General features: G+C 72.6%; 20 protein-coding genes and 1 pseudogene. 6 read left to right on the forward strand and 15 right to left on the reverse strand.

Annotation, left to right across the window (positions count from 1 at the left end; all coding sequences use genetic code 11):
• Positions 1 to 14: 14 nt before the first annotated feature.
• Positions 15 to 1,079, reverse strand: coding sequence for an alkene reductase (locus J3486_RS28785; RefSeq protein ID WP_207825448.1), 1,065 nt, complete (start codon positions 1,077 to 1,079; stop codon positions 15 to 17).
• Positions 1,080 to 1,220: 141 nt separating this feature from the next.
• Between J3486_RS28785 and J3486_RS28790 the strand changes: the two genes are divergently transcribed.
• Entirely contained in the window at positions 1,221 to 1,709 is a 489-nt protein-coding gene (locus J3486_RS28790) for a MarR family winged helix-turn-helix transcriptional regulator (RefSeq protein WP_207825450.1), read from the forward strand.
• A 4-nt stretch (positions 1,710 to 1,713) separates the two neighbouring features.
• Here the strand turns inward: J3486_RS28790 and J3486_RS28795 are convergent, their stop codons facing one another.
• From J3486_RS28795 to J3486_RS28845, 11 genes and pseudogenes are all read right to left on the reverse strand, one after another.
• Complete coding sequence (locus J3486_RS28795) at positions 1,714 to 2,793, reverse strand: HAMP domain-containing sensor histidine kinase (RefSeq protein ID WP_207825452.1); 1,080 nt, start codon at positions 2,791 to 2,793, stop codon at positions 1,714 to 1,716.
• The gene (locus tag J3486_RS28800; RefSeq protein WP_207825453.1) at positions 2,786 to 3,469 is read right to left on the reverse strand and encodes a response regulator transcription factor; all 684 of its coding nucleotides are present in this window, start codon (positions 3,467 to 3,469) and stop codon (positions 2,786 to 2,788) included. The genes J3486_RS28795 and J3486_RS28800 overlap by 8 nt, the downstream gene beginning before the upstream one ends.
• A 9-nt stretch (positions 3,470 to 3,478) precedes the next feature.
• Positions 3,479 to 4,171, reverse strand: coding sequence for a VanZ family protein (locus J3486_RS28805; RefSeq protein ID WP_207825455.1), 693 nt, complete (start codon positions 4,169 to 4,171; stop codon positions 3,479 to 3,481).
• 96 nt (positions 4,172 to 4,267) lie between these two features.
• On the reverse strand, positions 4,268 to 5,065 hold the full coding sequence (locus J3486_RS45030) for a maleylpyruvate isomerase family mycothiol-dependent enzyme (RefSeq protein WP_307804970.1): 798 nt from the start codon (positions 5,063 to 5,065) through the stop codon (positions 4,268 to 4,270).
• Between the two features lie 555 nt (positions 5,066 to 5,620).
• Positions 5,621 to 5,734, reverse strand: a pseudogene (locus tag J3486_RS45260) (zf-HC2 domain-containing protein); the annotation flags it as partial.
• On the reverse strand, positions 5,731 to 6,330 hold the full coding sequence (locus J3486_RS28820) for an RNA polymerase sigma factor (protein WP_207825457.1): 600 nt from the start codon (positions 6,328 to 6,330) through the stop codon (positions 5,731 to 5,733). The gene J3486_RS28820 and the pseudogene J3486_RS45260, both read right to left, overlap by 4 nt.
• Positions 6,331 to 6,375: 45 nt before the next feature.
• Positions 6,376 to 7,434, reverse strand: coding sequence for an aminotransferase class V-fold PLP-dependent enzyme (locus tag J3486_RS28825; protein WP_207825459.1), 1,059 nt, complete (start codon positions 7,432 to 7,434; stop codon positions 6,376 to 6,378).
• Positions 7,435 to 7,516: 82 nt separating this feature from the next.
• Positions 7,517 to 8,236, reverse strand: a complete 720-nt coding sequence (locus J3486_RS28830) for a DsbA family oxidoreductase (protein WP_207825461.1) — start codon at positions 8,234 to 8,236, stop codon at positions 7,517 to 7,519.
• Between the two features lie 70 nt (positions 8,237 to 8,306).
• Positions 8,307 to 8,810 (reverse strand): GNAT family N-acetyltransferase, encoded by a 504-nt coding sequence (locus J3486_RS28835; protein ID WP_207825466.1) that lies wholly within the window; start codon positions 8,808 to 8,810, stop codon positions 8,307 to 8,309.
• A 491-nt stretch (positions 8,811 to 9,301) separates the two neighbouring features.
• On the reverse strand, positions 9,302 to 9,910 hold the full coding sequence (locus J3486_RS28840; RefSeq protein WP_207825469.1) for a DUF1349 domain-containing protein: 609 nt from the start codon (positions 9,908 to 9,910) through the stop codon (positions 9,302 to 9,304).
• A 4-nt stretch (positions 9,911 to 9,914) separates the two neighbouring features.
• Positions 9,915 to 11,447 carry an aldehyde dehydrogenase (NADP(+)) gene (locus J3486_RS28845; RefSeq protein ID WP_207825471.1) on the reverse strand — a complete coding sequence of 511 codons (1,533 nt, stop codon included), beginning with the start codon at positions 11,445 to 11,447 and terminating at the stop codon, positions 9,915 to 9,917.
• A gap of 129 nt (positions 11,448 to 11,576) precedes the next feature.
• Between J3486_RS28845 and J3486_RS28850 the strand changes: the two genes are divergently transcribed.
• Both J3486_RS28850 and J3486_RS28855 read left to right on the forward strand, forming a co-directional pair.
• A complete protein-coding gene (locus tag J3486_RS28850) occupies positions 11,577 to 12,362 on the forward strand; it encodes an IclR family transcriptional regulator (RefSeq protein ID WP_207825473.1) in 786 nt (261 codons plus the stop codon).
• Between the two features lie 149 nt (positions 12,363 to 12,511).
• On the forward strand, positions 12,512 to 13,969 hold the full coding sequence (locus tag J3486_RS28855) for a penicillin-binding protein 2 (protein WP_207825474.1): 1,458 nt from the start codon (positions 12,512 to 12,514) through the stop codon (positions 13,967 to 13,969).
• A 28-nt stretch (positions 13,970 to 13,997) separates the two neighbouring features.
• Here the strand turns inward: J3486_RS28855 and J3486_RS28860 are convergent, their stop codons facing one another.
• The 3 genes from J3486_RS28860 to J3486_RS28870 are packed head-to-tail and all read right to left on the reverse strand — an operon-like array spanning position 13,998 to position 15,780.
• A complete protein-coding gene (locus J3486_RS28860; RefSeq protein ID WP_207825476.1) occupies positions 13,998 to 14,720 on the reverse strand; it encodes a hypothetical protein in 723 nt (240 codons plus the stop codon).
• Complete coding sequence (locus J3486_RS28865; protein WP_207825478.1) at positions 14,717 to 15,052, reverse strand: PadR family transcriptional regulator; 336 nt, start codon at positions 15,050 to 15,052, stop codon at positions 14,717 to 14,719. The genes J3486_RS28860 and J3486_RS28865 overlap by 4 nt, the downstream gene beginning before the upstream one ends.
• On the reverse strand, positions 15,049 to 15,780 hold the full coding sequence (locus J3486_RS28870) for a type II CAAX prenyl endopeptidase Rce1 family protein (protein ID WP_207825479.1): 732 nt from the start codon (positions 15,778 to 15,780) through the stop codon (positions 15,049 to 15,051). Before J3486_RS28870 ends, J3486_RS28865 begins: the two co-directional genes overlap by 4 nt.
• A 203-nt stretch (positions 15,781 to 15,983) precedes the next feature.
• Here J3486_RS28870 and J3486_RS28875 point away from each other — a divergent pair, with 203 nt between their 5' ends.
• The 3 genes from J3486_RS28875 (at position 15,984) to J3486_RS28885 (ending at position 18,303) form a co-directional block, all read left to right on the forward strand.
• A complete protein-coding gene (locus J3486_RS28875; protein WP_207825482.1) occupies positions 15,984 to 16,574 on the forward strand; it encodes a SigE family RNA polymerase sigma factor in 591 nt (196 codons plus the stop codon).
• Positions 16,571 to 17,401, forward strand: coding sequence for a hypothetical protein (locus tag J3486_RS28880; RefSeq protein WP_207825484.1), 831 nt, complete (start codon positions 16,571 to 16,573; stop codon positions 17,399 to 17,401). Before J3486_RS28875 ends, J3486_RS28880 begins: the two co-directional genes overlap by 4 nt.
• 68 nt (positions 17,402 to 17,469) lie before the next feature.
• Entirely contained in the window at positions 17,470 to 18,303 is an 834-nt protein-coding gene (locus tag J3486_RS28885; RefSeq protein WP_207825487.1) for a pectate lyase, read from the forward strand.
• Positions 18,304 to 18,335: the final 32 nt, after the last annotated feature.

Here is an 18,335-nt window from a genome sequence, read left to right on the forward strand (position 1 = left end):
CGCCCCGACCGGTGTCACAGGGAGGGGTAGTCCGTGTAGCCCTTCGCGTCGCCGCCGAAGAACGAGGACGGGTCCGGGGTGTTGTACGGACCCTCGGTGCGCAGCCGGGCCGGCAGGTCCGGGTTGGCGAGGAAGAGGGCGCCGAAGGTGATGACGTCGGCGACGCCGTCCTCGACGAGGGCGAGCGCCCGGTGGTCGGTCGGGGTCTCGGTGAAGGCGTTGAGCAGGAAGGTGCCGCCGAACCGCTTGCGCAGGTCGGTGGTGATGTCCCGGAGTCCGTCGGCGGCCTCCAGAACGTGCAGGTAGGCGATGCCGAGCGGCTCGATCCCGGCGAGCAGGGCCTCGTACACCTCGACGGTGTCGGCGCCGGACATGGAGTTGTACGGGTTCTGCGGCGAGATGCGCAGCGCGGTGCGCTCGGCGCCGACGGCCTCGGCGACGGCCTTGACCGTCTCGACGGCGAACCGGGCGCGGTGCTCGGCGCTGCCGCCCCACTCGTCGGTGCGCTCGTTGGAGCCCGGGGCCAGGAACTGGTGGATCAAGTAGCCGTTGGCGCCGTGCAGTTCGACCCCGTCGAAGCCGGCCTCGATCGCGGCTCGCGCGGCGTCGGCGAAGTCGGTGATCGTGGCGCGGATCTCGTCGCCGGTCAGGGCGCGCGGCGTGACGAAGTCCTGGAAGCCGTCGTTCGTGAAGGCCTTGCCCTCGGGGGCCACGGCGGACGGCGCCACGGGAAGGCCGCCGTCCGGCTGGAGCGAGGGGTGGCTGATCCGGCCGGCGTGCATGAGCTGGGCGAAGATCACGCCGCCCTCGGCGTGCACGGCGTCGGTGACCCTGCGCCAGGACGCGATCTGCTCGGCGCTGTGCAGACCCGGCGTCCAGGCGTAGCCCTGGCCCACCTCGGAGGGCTGGATGCCCTCGGTGACGATCAGGCCCGCGGAGGCCCGCTGCGCGTAGTACTCGACGGTCAGATCGGTGGCGGTGCCGCCGTCACCGGCCCGGCTGCGGGTCATCGGGGCCATCGCTATGCGGTTGGCGAGGCGGTTGCCGGACAGGTCGAGCGCGTCGAATGCGGTGGTCATGACTACTCCCATCAACGGCGGTGCAGAACCGCCGGGGGTTTATGTGGTCGGCCAATCAATTGCGCGATGTCACTGTAGCTCATTACTTGGCCGGCCAAGGTAATCTCGGGGAATCAGCAGGACGAGCCGCGGGAGCGCCCCATGACCGACGACGCAGAGCCCCTCTGTACCGCCCATGTGCCGACGGCCGCGCGCGGCGGCCCGGCCAGCATGGCGCTGGCGCGCGTGGCCCGGCTGCACCGCATCGCGGCGGGCCGGCTGCTGCGCGGAGCCGGACTCTACCCGGGGCAGGAGTTCGTGATGATGCACCTGTGGGACAAGGGGCCGGTCCGGCAGTCGGAGCTGATCAAGGCCGTCGAGCTGGATCCGTCGACGGTGACCAAGATGCTCCAGCGCCTGGAGCAGGCCGGGCACGTGCGCCGCTCCCCCGACCCGGACGACCGGCGCGCGGTGCGCGTCGAGGCGACCGAGAAGAGCTGCGGTCTGCTGGAGGAGGTGGCCGCGGCGTGGGTCACCCTGGAGGAGCGCACTCTCACCGGGCTCTCCGCGTCGGAGCAGGCGGAGTTCGTCCGGCTGCTCGGCATGGTGGAGGGGAATCTCTGCGCCGAGGCGGCGCAGGACTGCCTCTGATCGGCTATGTGCCGACGGGCAGCCGGACCGTGACGGTGAGGCCGCCGCCGGGGCGGGGCGTGAGGTCGAGGGTGCCGTCGTGGGCACGGACGATGCTGTGCACGATGGCGAGGCCGAGGCCCGCCCCGGCGTGCTCGTCGGTGCGGATGCGCTCCGATCCGCGCTGGAAGGGCTCGGTGAGCGTGGGCACCAGGTCGGGCGGGAGCGGGCGGCCGGTGTTCTCGACCCGGAGCACGCTCGTCGCGCCGTGCTCCTCGGTGCGCACCGTCACGGTGCCACCGGCGGGGAGGTTGTGCACGACGGCGTTCTGGACGAGGTTCGTCACCATCCGCAGCAGGAGTTCCGGGGAGCCGGTGGTGGGGGCCGCCGTGCCGTCGACGTCGAGCGCGATTTGGCGCTGCTCGGCGAGCGGGAGCAGCGTCTCCCCCGCCTCCTCGGCGAGCAGGGAGAGGTCGACGGGCTCGCGGGGGAAGTCCCCGCGCTCGCCCCGGCCGAGGATCAGCAGCGCCTCGGTGAGGTCGATCGCCCGCGTGCTGACGGCGTCCAGGCGCTCGATGAGTTCTCCCTGATCACGCTGCGGGTCCTTGCGGGCGACGTCCAGGAGCGTACGCAGGACGGCCAGCGGGGTGCGCAGTTCGTGGGAGGCGTTGGCGGCGAACCGCCGCTGCTCGGCGACGTGCGACTCCAGGCGCTCCAGCATCGCGTCGAAGGTGTCGGCGAGTTCCCGGAACTCGTCCCCGCGGCCTTCGAGGCGGATCCGGTGGGACAGCGATCCGGCCCCGGCGAGCCGGGCCGCGTCCGTGATCCGGTGCAGCGGCGCCAGCATCCGGCCGGCCAGCAGCCAGCCCCCGACGAGCCCGAACACCAGCAGGAAGGCCATCGCCACGGCCGCGGCGGGGAAGAAGGTGTGCACCAGCAGATAGCGGTTGGGCGAGATGCCCAGCAGGCCCTTCGGGTTGTCGGGCACGTACCGCAGGATGTACAGCCACACCACGGCGATCAGCAGCGCACCGGCCACGGCGAGGAAACCGGCGTAGCTGAGGGTGAGCCTGAGCCGGACGCTGAGGCCCGGGCGCCTATCCACGGGGGTCGCCGGGGGCGGTGACGTCGATCCGGTAGCCGACCCCGGGCACGGTGGCGATGATCCAGGGTTCGCCGAGCCGTTTGCGCAGGGCGGAGACGGTGATCCGGACGGCGTTGGTGAACGGGTCCGCGTTCTCGTCCCAGGCCCGCTCCAGGAGCTCCTCCGCACTGACGACCCCGCCGTCGGCGGCCACCAGGACTTCGAGGACGGCGAACTGCTTGCGGGTCAGCGCGACATAGCGGCCGTCGCGGAACACCTCGCGGCGGAACGGGTCGACGCGCAGCCCCGCGAGCTCCCTGACCGGAGGTCTGGCGTACGCGCGCCTGCGGTCCAACGCCCGCAGCCGCAGCACCAGTTCACGCAGCTCGAACGGTTTCGTCAGGTAGTCGTCGGCGCCGAGCTCGAAGCCGGAGGCCTTGTCGTCGATCCGGTCGGCGGCGGTGAGCATGAGGATCGGGATGCCACTGCCGGAGGCGACGATGCGGCGGGCGATCTCGTCGCCGGAGGGGCCCGGGATGTCCCGGTCGAGGACCGCGAGGTCGTACGTGTTGACGCCGAGCAGCTCCAGGGCGGTGTCGCCGTCGCCCGCGATGTCGGCGGCGATCGCTTCGAGCCGCAGTCCGTCCCGGACGGCCTCGGCCAGGTAGGGCTCGTCCTCCACGATCAGTACGCGCATGTCAGCACCCTACGCAGCGGTCCGCGGCGGCGACGCGTGCGGCGCCGTCCCCCGCCACCAGGGGCGCGAGGCCAGGCCGGCGAGCAGCGCGCCGGCGGCGTTGACCAGGACGTCGTCCACGGAGGAGACCCGGTCCAGGCGGAAGACGTACTGCGCCGTCTCAACCAGGACCGAGCAGCCCGCCCCCAGCGCGAGGATCCGGGGCAGGGAGGCCAGCTTCGGGAAGCGGACCGGGGCGAAGGCGCCGAGTGCGGCGAAGACCAGCAGGTTGCCCACGATCCCCAGCGTGCCCATGGTCACCAGGTCGCGCAGCGGCACCAGGCTCACCCGGGGCGGCGCGACGCCCGGCTCGGCGCCGGGCATCAGGGTCAGCCACAGGAACGGCACCGTGCCGTGCACCATGCCCACCTCGGCCAGCGACCTGCGCCACGGCGCGACGGCGCCCGTGGACCGCCGCCACAGGGCGAGCGCGGCCACGACGAGCGCGGACAGCGGCATCGTCACCAGGGTCATCAGCACCACGCCGTTGAACGTGTCGAAGCAGCCGTGCCAGCGCCCCGCCACACAGCTCGACGCCGGCATGAGGAGCATCCGGCGCGGCACGAGCAGGGCTGCCGCCGAGGCGAGGACCACCAGGGCGGTGATCACGGTGCGGCGCGCGCGGTGCGGCGGGGGCGCGGGCAGGGAGGTGCTGTGGTCCATGCGCCCAGGGAAGACGACGGGCCGTTGCCCGCGCGTATCCGGTTTTCGATACACCCGCGATATGCCCCGCGGCGTATCCTGCGCCGCCCGCCGGCGTCACAGCCAGGCGAGCCGTGCGGCGCGGTCGAGTACGTCCTGCACGGTCCGTGCGTCGCCGCCGGTGCCGCGCGGCACGGTGTCGGCGGCGGCGCGGCCGCCGACCAGGAGGCAGAAGTCGACGGCTTCCAGGGCGAGTTCACCGCGGACCGGTTCGTCCTCCGAGCCGAGGATCCACTCGGTGCTGTGCGTGTCGTCGGTGACCGTGAGCGCGACCGGCGGGGCCTCGGGCCCCAGGGCCAGGCCCAGCATGCGCACGGCGAGGCGGACCAGGCGCCACAGGTGCGCCGCGGGCGGCGGGGGCACGGGATGGCGCAGGGCGCGGCCGATGTCGTCGGCGTGGATCCAGGTCTCGAAGGCGCGGATCAGGAAGTGGTCGGCGACGGGCAGCCGGAGGCCGAGCAACGTCGTGGCGCGGGCGGCCAGTTCGGGGTCGCGGGCGGCTTCGGTGCCGAGCAGGGCGGTGGCCTGGGCGCGCCAGGAGGCCATCGTCTGCTGCGGGGCGCGGCCGCGTTCACGGGTGATCACGGCCTGGGTGCGGCCGGCCCAGGCGGCACGCCAGCGGGTGTCTTCCGGCGGCTCGGCCGGCGCCGGGGCCCCGGCCGGGGGCAGGCCCAGGTGCGCGGCGAGGTGTTCATCGGCGGCGATGAGGTGGGCGACGGTGTCCTGCACGCTCCAGTCGTGGATCACCGGCGTGTGCCAGGAGCCCTCCTGGGCGTCCGCCTCGGCGAGGAGGGCCTGCAGCGCGCTGACGGCGGCGGCGTACGGCTCGGCGTGCGGGGTGGTGACGCGGGGCACCGGGGCGCGGCCGGCCAGGATCCGGGAGAGGTCCAGGGCCGCCGATGCGCCCGGGGTACCAGGGGCGTCCGAAACGCGAGGGGACTCCGGGACGCGAGAGCTGCCCGGGGAGCCAGGGGCCTCCGGGGCACCAAGGGCCTCCGGAGCACCAGGGGCCTCCGGGGCGCGGGAGCTGTCCGGGGAGCCAGGAGTCTCCGGAGCACCAGGAGTCTCCGCGACGCGAGAGCTGTCCGGGAAGCCAGGAGTCTCCAGAACGCCAGGAACCCCCGGGGCGCGAGAGCTGTCCGGGAAGCCAGGAGTCTCCAGAACGCCAGAAGCCTCCGGGGCACCAGAGCTGCCCGGGGCACCAGGGGCCTCCAGAACGCCAGAAGCCTCCGCAGCGCGAGAGCTGTCCGGGGAGCCAGGAGTCTCCAGAACGCCAGGAACCCCCGGGGCGCGAGAGCTGTCCGGGGAGCCAGGGGCCTCCGGGGCACCAGAGGTCTCCGGGGCTCCGGGTGGGCCGTTCAGTAGGCGCACCACCGCGCGCAGCCGCTCCGCCTCCGTCGCGCAGGACTCGCAGTCGGCCAGGTGGCGGGGAACCAGCCGTTCCTCGCCGGGCGGCAGCGCGCCGGCGGCCCAGGCCCCGAGGAGGTCGCGTACCGACTCGTGGTCGTGCGGGTCCGGTGTCATGCGCGCGCCCCTTTCGCCGTGTCGTCGTCCAGGGCCTCGGCCAGCCGGTGCAGGGCCGTGCGCAGCCGGGTCTTGGCGGTGCCCTCGGGGATGCCGAGCTCCTGTGCCGCCTGACGATAGGTGCGGCCCGCGAAATAGGCGAGGTGCACCACTTCCCTTTGCGGCGGCGGGAGTTGAGCGAGGGCGGAGTGGAGCAGCAGGGAGCGTTCGCGGTCGACGACGCGTTCGTCGGGGCCCGGCTCCTCGGCGGGGATGGCGTGCAGCACCTCGTCGTCCGCCGCGCCCGCCTTGCGGTGCCGGGCCTCGCTGCGCACCCAGTCGACGGCGCGCCGGTGCGCGAGCATGCCGAGCCAGGTGCGCAGCGTGCCGCGGCGCGCGTCGAAGGCGTACGGCCTGGCCCACAGCTGGGCGAAGACCTCCTGCGCGACGTCGTCGGCGGCGCCCGTCGTACGGGTCACCCGGGCGGCGACGTGCCGGACGAGTCCGCCGTAGGCGTCGTAGACCTCGGTGAGCGCCGTCTCGTCGCCGTAGATCAGGCGTCGGTGCAGTTCCGCGTCGGACGCGGTCGGGTCCGTGCGAGCCACTGGCACCACCACCTCGTAGTGCCTTTCCTAGCGGCCGACGGGCCCGGACGCCAGGGGTCAGCCGGAGAGGGCGTCCAGGAGGCGGTCGACGTCGTCGACGGTGTTGTACAGGTGGAAGGACGCCCTCAGATTGCCCGCGCGGTTGGAGAGTTCGATGCCCGCGGCATGCAACTCGCCCTGCCGGACGCCGAGTCCGGGCACGGACACGATCGGGGAGCCGGGGGACGGAACCGGTTCGCGGCCGAGTCCGGCGAGGCCCGCGCGGAACCGGTCGGCGAGCGCCAGGTCGTGGGCGCGGATCGCGTCGACACCCAACTCCTCCACCAGAGCGAGGGATCGACGGGCGCCGGCGAACGCGATGAGGCCGGGGGTCTCGTCGAAGCGGCGGGCGGAGCGGGCCGGCTCGGTGACCGGTCCGTAGCAGCTGTCCCAGGGCTTCTCCCCCGCGACCCAGCCGGCGAAGACGGGCGTCAGCTCGTCGGGGTCGTCCGGGCCGATGAAGAAGGCGGCGCCGCGCGGGCAGGTGAGCCACTTGAAGGCGACGGAGGAGACGTAGTCGGCCGCCGCGGCATGCTCGGCGAGCGGGAACCAGCCCGCCGCCTGGGACGCGTCGACGTAGAGCCGGGCGCCGTGTGCGCGCGTGACGGCCCGCAGCTCCGTGAGGTCGGTGACCCGGCCGTCCGCCGACTGGGCCGCGCTGACCGCGACGAGCGCTGTGCCGGGGCGCACGGACTCGGCCAGCGCCTCCAGCGGGACGGTGCGCACCTTGAGGTTCCCGCGCACATGGAAGGGGTTGATGGTGGAGCTGAACTCGCCCTCGGCGACGAGGACTTCGGCGCCGTCGGGCAGCGAGGCGGCGATCAGTCCGGTGTGCACGGCGACGGACGAGCCGGTCGCGACCCGGGCCACCGGGACGCCCGCGAGACGCGCGAAGGCCGCCCGCGCCTCCTCCACGTCGGTGAAGAGGGAGTCGATGGGGCGGCCCTCGGTCATCGCGGTGATCGCGTCACGCATGGCGCTCGCCGCCCGCTCGGGCAGCAGACCCGAGCTTGCGGTGTTCAGGTAGGTGACGGCCGGACGGTACTGAGCACGGACGAGGTCCAGGTCGAGTTCCATGACATCACTGTGCCGGACCGCCAACTACCCGTCTATTGCGGATGTTTGAGCAGTACCGCTAAGGAACGCTTATAAGTGCCGCTCAGGCCTGCGGGACCGCGCATCCGTCGGGGCCGCAGACGTCGCCGCCCTCGCCCGCCGTGTCGATGACGGTCAGCGGGGAGCGGGCGCCCCACGCCTGGGTGAGGGCCTGCGTGAAGACCTCGGCGGGCTGGGCGCCGGAGACGCCGTACTTGCGGTCGAGCACGAAGAACGGCACGCCGGTCGCGCCCAGCTCGGCGGCCTCGCGCTCGTCGGCGCGCACGGCGTCGGCGTACGCGTCCGGGTCGGCCAGGACGCCGCGTACGTCGGCCTCGTCCAGGCCCGCCTCGACGGCGAGCCGTACGACGTGCTCGTCATCGGCGAAGACCGACTCCTTGTCGACGAAGTTGCCCTTGTAGAGGGCGTCGATCAGCGCGTTCTGCAGGCCCTTCTCCTGGGCCAGGTGGAGCAGCCGGTGCAGGTCGAAGCTGTTGCCGTAGTCGCGGCCCTCGGTGAGGTACGGCAGACCGAGCGCGCCGGCCTGCCGGCCGAGGCCCTGCTCGTTGGCGGCGGCCTGGGCCTCGCTGATGCCGTACTTCTGGGCGATCTTCGCGATCACGGGGCCGGTGTCGCCCTTCTTGATCGTCGGGTCCAGCTCGAAGGAGCGGTGGACGACCTCGACCTCGTCCTTGTGCGGGAAGGCGTCGAGGGCCTGCTCGAACCGGGACTTGCCGATGTAGCAGAAGGGGCAGTTGATGTCGGTCCAGATCTCGACGCGCATGGGGTTCTCTCGTTCCGGCTGATGACGTGCGTGTGGGCGTTCCCGGAGTACAACCGGATGCCGCCTCCGGTCATTCCCGGGGCAGGTCGAGCCGCAGCTCGTGGTGGTGGTCGTCACTCTCTCCGCCTGCGCCTGCGCCTGCGCCTGCGCCGGGCCGGCCGCGCCAGCCGTGGGCGGCGTAGAAGGCCTGGGCCCGGGTGTTGTCCCGGTGCACCTCCAGGACGGCCTCGGTCATGCCGTCCGCCTGCCACTGTTCGACGCAGGCGGCGTGCAGCTCCGTGCCGATGCCGCGGCGCCAGTGGGCGGGGTCGGTGTGGAACTGGAAGAGCTTGACCGTGCTGCTGTCGTCCGGGGCCTCGTCGGGGCGGCGGAAGGAGGCGAGGCCGACGATCTCGCCGTTCCGTACGCAGACCAGGACGTGGGCGCGGGGCCGCGCTATGACCTGCGCCCACCGGTCGAGCCAGAGCTCGGGGAGGTCGCCCTCGGGGAAGCCGTCGGGGTAGTAGGTGGCGCGGGCGCGCTGGTGGAGGGCGGTGACGGCGGGGGCGTCGGCGAGGACGGCGCTGCGGATCATGAACGGGAAGACGGCACGCCGGGCGCGCCGGTTCCCTGGGCGATCTCGCCGCGGGGCTGTATCAATCTACGGCTCCGCCGATGGTGGTCGTGCCCCGTAGGGGCGCGGGGAACTGCGCGACCAGCCGACACGGCGCTGCACCCGGCGATGGCGCGCCCGGGACCGAGCTGGACGCCGCCCGGGAGCGCTCACCCCGCGCCGGGGTGCCGCCTTGCCCACCCTGCCGCCCAAGGCGGCAGATTGCCCAAGGCGGCGCGGCAGCCGACCAGGGCGGGAAAGCCCATGGCGGCAGATTGCCCAAGGCGGCGCGGCAGCCGACCAGGGCGGGAAAGCCCAAGGCGGCAGATTGCCCAAGGCGGCGCGGCAGCCGACCAGGGCGGGAAAGCCCAAGGCGGCGGATTGCCCAAGGCGGCCGTGGCGGGCGGCGGCGGATTGCCCAAGGCCGGGCGGGGCGGCAGGGTGCCGGGGCTGGGTGGCCCCGGCGGGATGGGTCAGGAGCCGTCGCGGAGGGCCTTGGGCCAGTTCGGGCGGAATTCGATGTGGTCGTAGGTGACGACGCAGCCCTCGCCGACCGGCGACTGCGCGAGGAACCCGACCAGCGCCGCCCCCGCGGACTTCTCGTCCCCGAGGGAGAAGATACGGACGAAGGTCCACGTCGCCCCGTCCGTCGAGGCGTGGAACGCGAACGCCGAACCCGTACGGCTGATCCGCAGCCACACCGAACGCCCCGCCACCACAAAGGCGTTGGCATCGTCGGAGTGCCCGCGCGTGACGACCGTGCAGATGGTCGGCTCGTCCGGGGAGCGCTCGAAGCAGAGCTTCGCCCACTCCCGGTCCCCCACATGGAGATAGAGCACACCCGCGTCGAACGCCGCCTCGAAGCCGACCGTGACCCGCGCGATCAGCTGGAAGTCGCCCTCCGGCGCACCGAGCAGGCGCGGCGCGTCGGAGGCGGGGTCGAGGGCGTCGCCGGTGGGCGGCACGAAGCGATCCTGCCGGGCGCCCGCCCAGCCGGTGAGCACCCCCTCCTCGTACGTCCAGTGCCCGTCCGGGCCGTAGGTGCGCAACGAGAAGGGGAGCTCGGGGAGTTGAAGGTCCATGAGGTCAGTTTTCCAGGCGGCCGTTGTAGCGCCGCGGGAGCCCCAGGGGGTTGTCGTCGCGCAGCTCCTGCGGCAGCAGCGCCTCCGGCGTCGTCTGGTACGTGACCGGGCGCAGCCAGCGCTCGATCGCCGTGCCGCCGACCGAGGTGGAGGTGGAGGTGGTGGCCGGGTACGGGCCGCCGTGGTGCTGGGCCGGGGCGACGGCGACGCCGGTCGGCCAGCCGTTGACCAGGACGCGGCCCGCGATCGGGGTCAGCTCGGTGAGCAGCTCGGCGCCGCGCCCCTCGCCCGCCGCCTCGGCGGAGGAGAGCTGGACGGTGGCGGTGAGGTTGCCGGGGAGCCGGGAGACGACGGCGGTGATCTCGTCGGCCGAGGAGTACCGGGCGACGACGGTGACCGGGCCGAAGCACTCCTCCAGGAGCAGGTCGTGCGCGCCGCCCTCGACGGCGAGGCGCGCGGCCGGGACCGTGAGGAAGCCGGGCGACACGGTGTGCTCGCCGCCCGCGCCCGGCGTCACCGGCGCCTCCACGTCCGGGAGCCCGGCGCGCTCGGCGACCCCGGCGATGAAGTTGTCGCGCATCCGGTGGTCGAGCAGGACCCCGGCGGCGGTGTCGCTGACGGCCGCCGTGAGGGACTTGACCAGGCTGTCGCCCGCCTCGCCGGCCGGCGCGAAGACCAGGCCCGGCTTGACGCAGAACTGGCCGACGCCCAGCGTCATGGAGCCCGCGAGCCCGGCGCCGATGGCCTCCGCGCGCTCGGTGGCGGCGGCCTCGGTGATCACGACGGGGTTGAGCGAGCCCAGTTCGCCGTGGAACGGGATCGGCACCGGGCGCGAGGCCGCCGCGTCGAAGAGGGCGCGGCCGCCGCGCACGGAACCGGTGAAACCGGCCGCCGCGACGATCGGGTGCTTGACCAGCTCGACGCCCGCCTCGAAGCCGTGGACCAGGCCGAGGACGCCCTCGGGGATGCCGTGCTCGACAGCGGCCCTGCGGATCACGGAGGCGACCAGCTCGGAGGTGGCCGGGTGGTCGGGGTGCGCCTTGACGACGACCGGGCAGCCGGCCGCGAGGGCGCTCGCCGTGTCGCCGCCGGGGACGGAGAAGGCGAACGGGAAGTTGGAGGCGGAGTAGACCGCGACGACGCCCAGCGGGATCTTGTAGCGGCGCAGGTCCGGGATGGGCGGCGTCGCCGTGTCGTCGGGGTGGTCGATGACGACGCCGAGGAAGGCGCCCTCGTCGACGATGTCCGCGAACTTCCTCAACTGGAAGCAGGTACGGGCGAGTTCACCGGTGAGCCGGACCGGGCCGAGGGCCGTCTCGGCGTCGGCGGCCTCGACCAGGTGGTCCTTGGCCTCGTCGAGCCGGTCGGCGGCGGTGCGCAGGAAGGCGGCGCGCACGGCGCGGTCGGCGAGGGCCGGGCGGGCGGCCTCGGCGGCGCGCACCGCCTGGTCGACCTCCTGGGCCGTGGCTTCGACCGCAACCTGCTCCCGCTGCTTCCCGGTTCGGGGGTCCACACTCCAGACTGGTGCTGCTGCCACGACGGATTTCCTCCAGCTTTTCTCGCAGCTCGACGGACGAGCGGCAAGAGTCGTTCGATATACTGAACGCTGTCTCTGATGATGAACTCTACGGAGACTATTTCTCGTCGAACGAAGGGGTCAAGGGCGATGTCGGCTGGCGAGACGGGGGCCGCTGCGGGCGGCGGCGCGCAGGTGAAATCCGCCGTACGGACGGTGGAGTTGCTCGAGTACTTCGCGGGCCGCCCCGGAATGCACTCCCTCGCGGCGGTCCAGGAGGCCGTCGGATACCCCAAGTCGAGCCTGTACATGCTGCTGCGCACGCTCGTGGAGCTGGGCTGGGTGGAGACCGACGCGACCGGCACGCGGTACGGGATCGGGGTGCGGGCGCTGCTCGTCGGCACCTCGTACATCGACGGGGACGAGGTCGTGGTCGCGGCCCGGCCGACCCTGGACCGGCTCTCCGACGACACCACGGAGACCATCCACCTCGCGCGCCTGGACGGCACGAACGTCGTCTATCTCGCCACCCGGCAGTCGCAGCACTACCTGCGCCCGTTCACGCGGGTGGGCCGCCGCCTCCCCGCGCACTCCACCTCGCTCGGCAAGGCGCTGCTGGCCACCCACACCGACGAGCAGGTCCGCAAGATGCTCCCGGAGACGCTGCCGGCGCTCACCGAGCACACCATCACGGACCGCGAGAAGCTCATCGAGGAGCTGCACACGGTGCGCGAGCAGGGCTTCGCGGTGGACCGTGAGGAGAACACGCTGGGGCTGCGCTGCTTCGGCGTGGCGATCCCCTACCGGACCCCGGCCCGGGACGCGATCTCCTGCTCGGTCCCGGTGGCCCGCCTGACGCCGGCGCACGAGCAGATGGTGAAGGACGCCCTGTTCGACGCCAGGGACCGGCTGACCCTGGCCACGCGCCGGCTCTGAGCACCTCAAGATCGGGCGGCGATCGCCGCCCGGGTGCGGATTCCTGCGGTCCGGCTCCTGACGGTGAGGGATGAGAGCTTCCTGAGAAAACCTGTGAAAAGGCCCACCAATGGAACGAATCGCTGCGCCCCGCTCGTCTCCTGAGCGGGATGAACAAGACGATCAGGCGCGCCTCGGTCTTCAGTCTGCTGCTCATACTCGCCCTGCTGGTCAGGGTGACATGGGTGCAGTTCTACGACGGCCAGGCCCTCGCGGACGACAAGAACAACCGGCGGAACGTGATGGCGCAGTACGCCAACCCGCTCGGTGACATCATCGTGGGCGGAGAGGCGGTGACGGGCTCCAAGAGAACGAGTGGCGGTGACCTCGCGTACAAGCGGAGCTACAAGGACGGCTCACTGTACTCGGCGGTGACGGGATACACCTCACAGGTGTACGGCTCCACCCAGCTGGAGTCGATCTACCAGGACGTGCTGGACGGCACGGACAACAAGCTGAAGAACCCCGTCGACGCCCTCACCGGCAAGAGCACCGATCCCGGTGACGTGATCACGACGATCGACCCGGGCGTGCAGAAGGCCGCGTACCAGGCGCTCGGCGACAAGAAGGGCGCCGCGGTCGCCATCGACCCGGACACCGGGAAGATCCTCGGCATGGTGTCGACGCCCTCGTTCGACCCGTCGACGATCAGCGGTTCGGGCTCATCGGACGCCTCGGCGTGGAAGGCGCTCGCGCAGGACAAGGACCAGCCGACGCTGAACCGGGCCCTGAAGCAGGCGCTGCCGCCCGGCTCGACCTTCAAGCTGGTGGTCGCCGCGGCGGCGCTGGAGAACGGGCTGTACGCGTCGGTGGACGAGAAGACCGACTCGCCGAACCCGTATCTGCTCCCCGGCACCAGCACGTACCTGAAGAACGAGAGCTCGACGGCGCCGTGCGAGAACGCGTCGCTCAGGACCGCGCTCCAGTACTCCTGCAACAACGTCTTCGGCAAGATCGCCGCCACGCTGGGGCAGGACAAGGTCAAGGCGATGGCCGAGAAGTTCGGTTTCAACGACGCGACGCAGGACGTACCGGTGCGGGCCGCGCAGAGCGTCTACCCGTCCGACATGGACCAGGCGCAGACCGCGCTGACCGGCATCGGCCAGTTCGACGTCACGGCCACCCCGCTGCAGATGGCGATGGTCTCGGCCACGATCGCCGACGGCGGCAAGCAGGCCGCGCCGCACATGGTCTCCCAGGTGACGAACGCGGACGGCGACACCGTCAAGTCGTACGCCGACTCCGACACCACGCAGGTGATCAGCTCGTCGACGGCCTCGCAGCTGCAGTCCGCGATGGAGACGGTGGTCAACGAGGGCACGGGGACGAACGCCAAGATCAGCGGAGCCACGGTCGGCGGCAAGACGGGTACCGCACAGCACGGCGAGAACAACAGCAAGACGCCGTACGCCTGGTTCACGTCGTACGCGAAGGACGACTCGACCGGGAAGTCCGTCGCCGTCGCGGTGGTCGTGGAGCAGTCGGACGCGGCGCGCTCCGAGGTCAGCGGCAACGGTCTGGCGGCGCCCATCGCCAAGGCGATGATGCAGGCCGCACTGAAGGGCTGAGGCCCCGACGCCGGTGGGGGCGGGCGCTTCAGCGGCGCCTGTCCCCCACCACCTTCACCAGCCAGATCAGCAGGATCGGCACGATCGCCCCGGCCAGGGCGCCGGTGATGAAGCCCGCGCCCGTGCTCGCATCCCCCTCCGACACCGCCATGAGCAGGCCGACCGTCACCAGGGCGAGCACGGCCACCGCCACGGTCACGTAGAAGCGGCGGCTGAGGAACGTGCTGCGGGCGGGGACCGGCGGGGTGCTCGCCAGTCGCGCCGCCGGGCCGAGCGTCGCCGCCCTGGGCCGCTTGTACCAGCCGTACACGACCCAGGTGCCGCACGGCTCCCACCCCTCGGGGGCCAGCTTCGCGTCCACCGCGGCCCGGCCTCGGGTCACCAACTCCCGCCGGTACTCCCAGCGTTGGGGATTCTCGGGGTCACGGTGACTGACGAAGCGGCCCAGGGCGTCGATGCGCTCCACCTCCCAGCCCTCGTCGCCGAAACGGTCGAGGAGCGCCTCGTCGGCGTAGGTGTCGGCGGTCCAGCGCCAGGTCTCGACGTGCTCGTCCGGCGGCCCGTCGGCCGCGGCCGGCTCGGGGGCCAGATGCCGGGCGAACTCCCCGGCCGGCCCGAACTCGTCGGCCGGGTCGGTGGCGCCGCTCTCGGCGGCGTGCGCGGCGAGGTCCGCGATCGTCGCCGTGACATGGTCGTCCGGCAGGCCGCGGGCGCGCAGCAGCTCGGACAGTTCACCCCAGTACGTCGTCATCGGACTCCTCCCTGGCCCAGCATCCGGCGCACGGACCCGTCGAACTCCAGCCACAGGGAGCCCTGTTCGGCGAGGGTGGCGCGGCCGTCGCCGGTGAGCGTGTAGTAGCGGCGGCCGGGCCCCTTCTCCGTGGCGCGGAACTCGGCCGCGACCAGGCCGGCCTCTTCGAGCCGGTTGAGCACGGGGTAGAGGGTGCCGCCCTTGATCTGCCCGAAGCCCGCGCCGTCGAGGGTCTTGGCGATCTCGTAGCCGTAGCTCTCGCCGTCGGTGAGCGCGGCGAGGACGAGCAGGTCGAGAACGCCCTTGAACCAGCTGGCGCGGCGGTCGGTCACGCGGTCGTGCCCTTCAGGAGAGTCGGTACGTACACGAGGTCCCGCAGGGACAGCACCAGGTGGACGACCACGGGGAGGAGCAGGCTGCCCGTGAACAGATACAGCCACGTGGTCATGAACCCGACGGCCCCGAAGGCCGCACAGCCGGCGCGTCCCTGGTAGAGACCCGCCCCAGCGTAGATCAGCAGGGCGAGGGCGGCCGCCCCGTACAGGTTCAGGCCGAGCGCGCCGACACCGAACGCGATGAGCAGGCCGCGGTAGAGCAGTTCGGAGCCGAGCGCGTCGGCGACCGCGACCGCGACGGCCCAGCGGCGCTCGGGGCGGGTGCGGGGCAGCATCGCCGCGATCTCGTCCAGGCCGGGCACATGCCTGCCCTCACGGGCCAGGGCGCCCAGGCGGCGGCTCCACAGCACCCCGGCGGCGACCGCGGCGACCGCGCCCACCGCCGCGACGGAGCGGTCCCCCGCGGTGAGGCCGAGGTCGGCCGCGGTGATCCCCGGCGACAGCGCCCACACGCCCCACACCAGCGCGGCGGCCGCTGCCCAGAACAGCAGCGTCACCCTGAAGTACCGCACCAGCGCGCGGGGTTGGGTCTCGCGACGACGGGCGAGCGAGGCGTACATGCGGCGCCCGGCGAACGGTTCACCGACGGCGAGCCAGAGCGCGGCCGCGGCGGAGAGCGCGAGCGCGGGCGCGGTGAATTCCGGCGAGACGGCCAGTACGTCCATGAGTCCCCCTGTTGTTGCTGCTGGTCCTCTAGACCGTAAGGCTACCTAGTCAGGATTACAACCTAGGTCGCGCCGCCGAACGCGACCTTGGCGGAATCCCGCCCTCCGACATGTCCGGCGCCACGGACGCCCTTCGAACCGCCGTACGTAACGCTGGTACGCTCTCGCATCCCGCCGGGCCGCACAGCGAGGGAGGAAGCAGCGTGGGCATCGTCGTGGACGCCGAGGACGGCACGGCCTCCGCCGAGTTCCATGCCTTCTTCGAACGCCATCATGCCGAACTCGCCCGCCTGGCACGCCTGTTGACAGGCGAGGCGGACGCCGCGGACGACCTCGCCGCCGATGCGCTGCTGGCGCTCTGGCACCGCTGGGACCGGGTCCGCGCGGCCGAGCACCCGGTGGCGTACGCGCGGGGAGTCGTCGCCAATCTCGCGCGCAGCCGTATCCGAAGCGCGGTCCGTGAGCGGCGACGGGTGGCGCTCTTCTGGTCGGGCCGCGAGGACCGCACGGACGGCCCGGACATACTGGCCGTCGTCGACGTCCAGGGCGCCCTGCGGGAACTGCCGTTCCGCAAGCGTGCGTGTGTCGTGCTGCGGCACGCGTTCGATCTGTCGGAGAAGGACACCGCGCTGGCCCTCGGGATCTCGGTGGGTACGGTGAAGAGCCAGACGTCGAAGGGCCTGGCCGAGCTGGAGCGCCGGCTCGGCCAGGACGGAGTGAACGGCATCGCGCCGCGGCGCGTGAGGACGGTCGGTGCGACGGCCCTTGATGCCGCGGAAGGGGGGCGACGATGAGCGACGATCTGCGGCAGCGGCTGCGCGAGGCCGCCGACGCGCACCAGCCCGACCGTGCGCGGATGCTGGCCCGGATCGAGCGCGGCATGGCCCAGCCCCCGTCGCCCGACGTGCGCCCCGCGCGGCGCAGGCCCGCCGTGGGCTGGACCCGGATCGCCGGGGTGACCGCGGGGGTCGCCGGAGTGCTCGCCGTGGGCGGGTTCGCGGTCGGCGCCGCGCTGCGCCCCGACGAGAAGCCGCGGCAGACCGTCGCCGCCTCGCCGACGCCCAGCACCCCGTCGCCCGCCGCCACGTCGCGCGAGCCGGCGCCGTCGGCCCCGGCGAGCGGCGCGCCGTCACGCCCGGCGCCCGAGGGGCACAAGAGCTCCCCCTCGCCGTCGGCGACGCCGTCGAAGAGCTCCGACGCCAAGCCCCCGGCCGCCCCCGACCCGCAGGACACCTCCGACGGTCCGCTGTGGTCGGACGGCTCGGTCGACCCGGGGTCCAACGACTACTGGGGCCAGAGCGACGTCACGTTCAGAACTAGGGAACAACTCACCTCCCTCACCGTCGAGTTGCGCATCGCGCAGACCGGGAAGGTCGCCGACACCGGCAACTGGCGCTCGTTGCCCGCGGACGACTTCACGGTCTCCGTCGGCGAGCACGACGGTTTCCTGGTGTACCGCTGGGAGCTGAAGCCGGGGAAGACGGTGCCCACGGGCGAGTTCGTCTTCGCGGGGCAGTACAACCACGCCGACGGCGGGCGGGACGCGCAGGACGACACGTACACGGTGACCGCGCGCACGAAGAAGGGCGAACGGGCCGCGGTGGGCGGCGACTTCGCGTAGGTCGGCGCGGGCCGGAAGATTCTCCGGCCGCCCGGCAACCTTCGCGCGCGGGGCGACCACTACGGGGCATGACAAGAAAGCCCCGACAACCCCCACGCCACCGTCGCCGAATCGCCAGGAGGCGCACCACCATCGGCGGTGTCGCCGCGCTCGCCCTCACCGGCGGCGCTCTCGCCACGACGAGCCTGATCGGCTCCGCCGGCGCCGCGTCCGCCTGGCCGACCGCGAAGGGCGAGCAGGCGGTGAGCAGCACGATCTCGGTGTCCGGCACGCTGGACGGCGGGTCCAAGCGCTACTACGGCTCCGGCGACCTGGGCGGCGACGGCCAGGACGAGGGCCAGGACCCGATCTTCAGCCTGAAGGACGGCGCCGTCCTCAAGAACGTCATCATCGGCTCCCCCGCCGCCGACGGCATCCACTGCGCGGGCAGCTGCACGCTGCAGAACGTGTGGTGGGAGGACGTCGGCGAGGACGCGGCCACCTTCAAGGGGAAGTCCTCGTCGTCCGTGTACACGGTGTACGGCGGTGGCGCCAGGTCGGCCTCGGACAAGGTGTTCCAGTTCAACGGCGCGGGCAAGCTCGTCGTCACCAAGTTCCAGGTGGAGAACTTCGGCAAGCTGGTCCGGTCGTGCGGCAACTGCTCGACGCAGTACAAGAACCGCAACATCATCATCAACGACGTGGACGTCACCGCGCCGGGCAAGGCGATCGTCGGGATCAACTCCAACTACGGAGACACGGCGGCCCTGCGCAACGTCCGCATCCACGGCGACAGCAGCAAGAAGATCAAGCCGTGCGTCCGCTACCAGGGCAACGACACCGGCGCCGAGCCCTCCGAACTCGGCAGCGGCCCGGACGGCACGTACTGCCGTTACACGGCCTCTGATCTGACGTACGACTAAATCCTGAGCCATCAGCGCGGAACGGACGGAGC

Origin of the sequence: Streptomyces sp. VRA16 Mangrove soil, from assembly GCF_017377775.1 — a bacterium.
Taxonomy (GTDB): domain Bacteria; phylum Actinomycetota; class Actinomycetes; order Streptomycetales; family Streptomycetaceae; genus Streptomyces.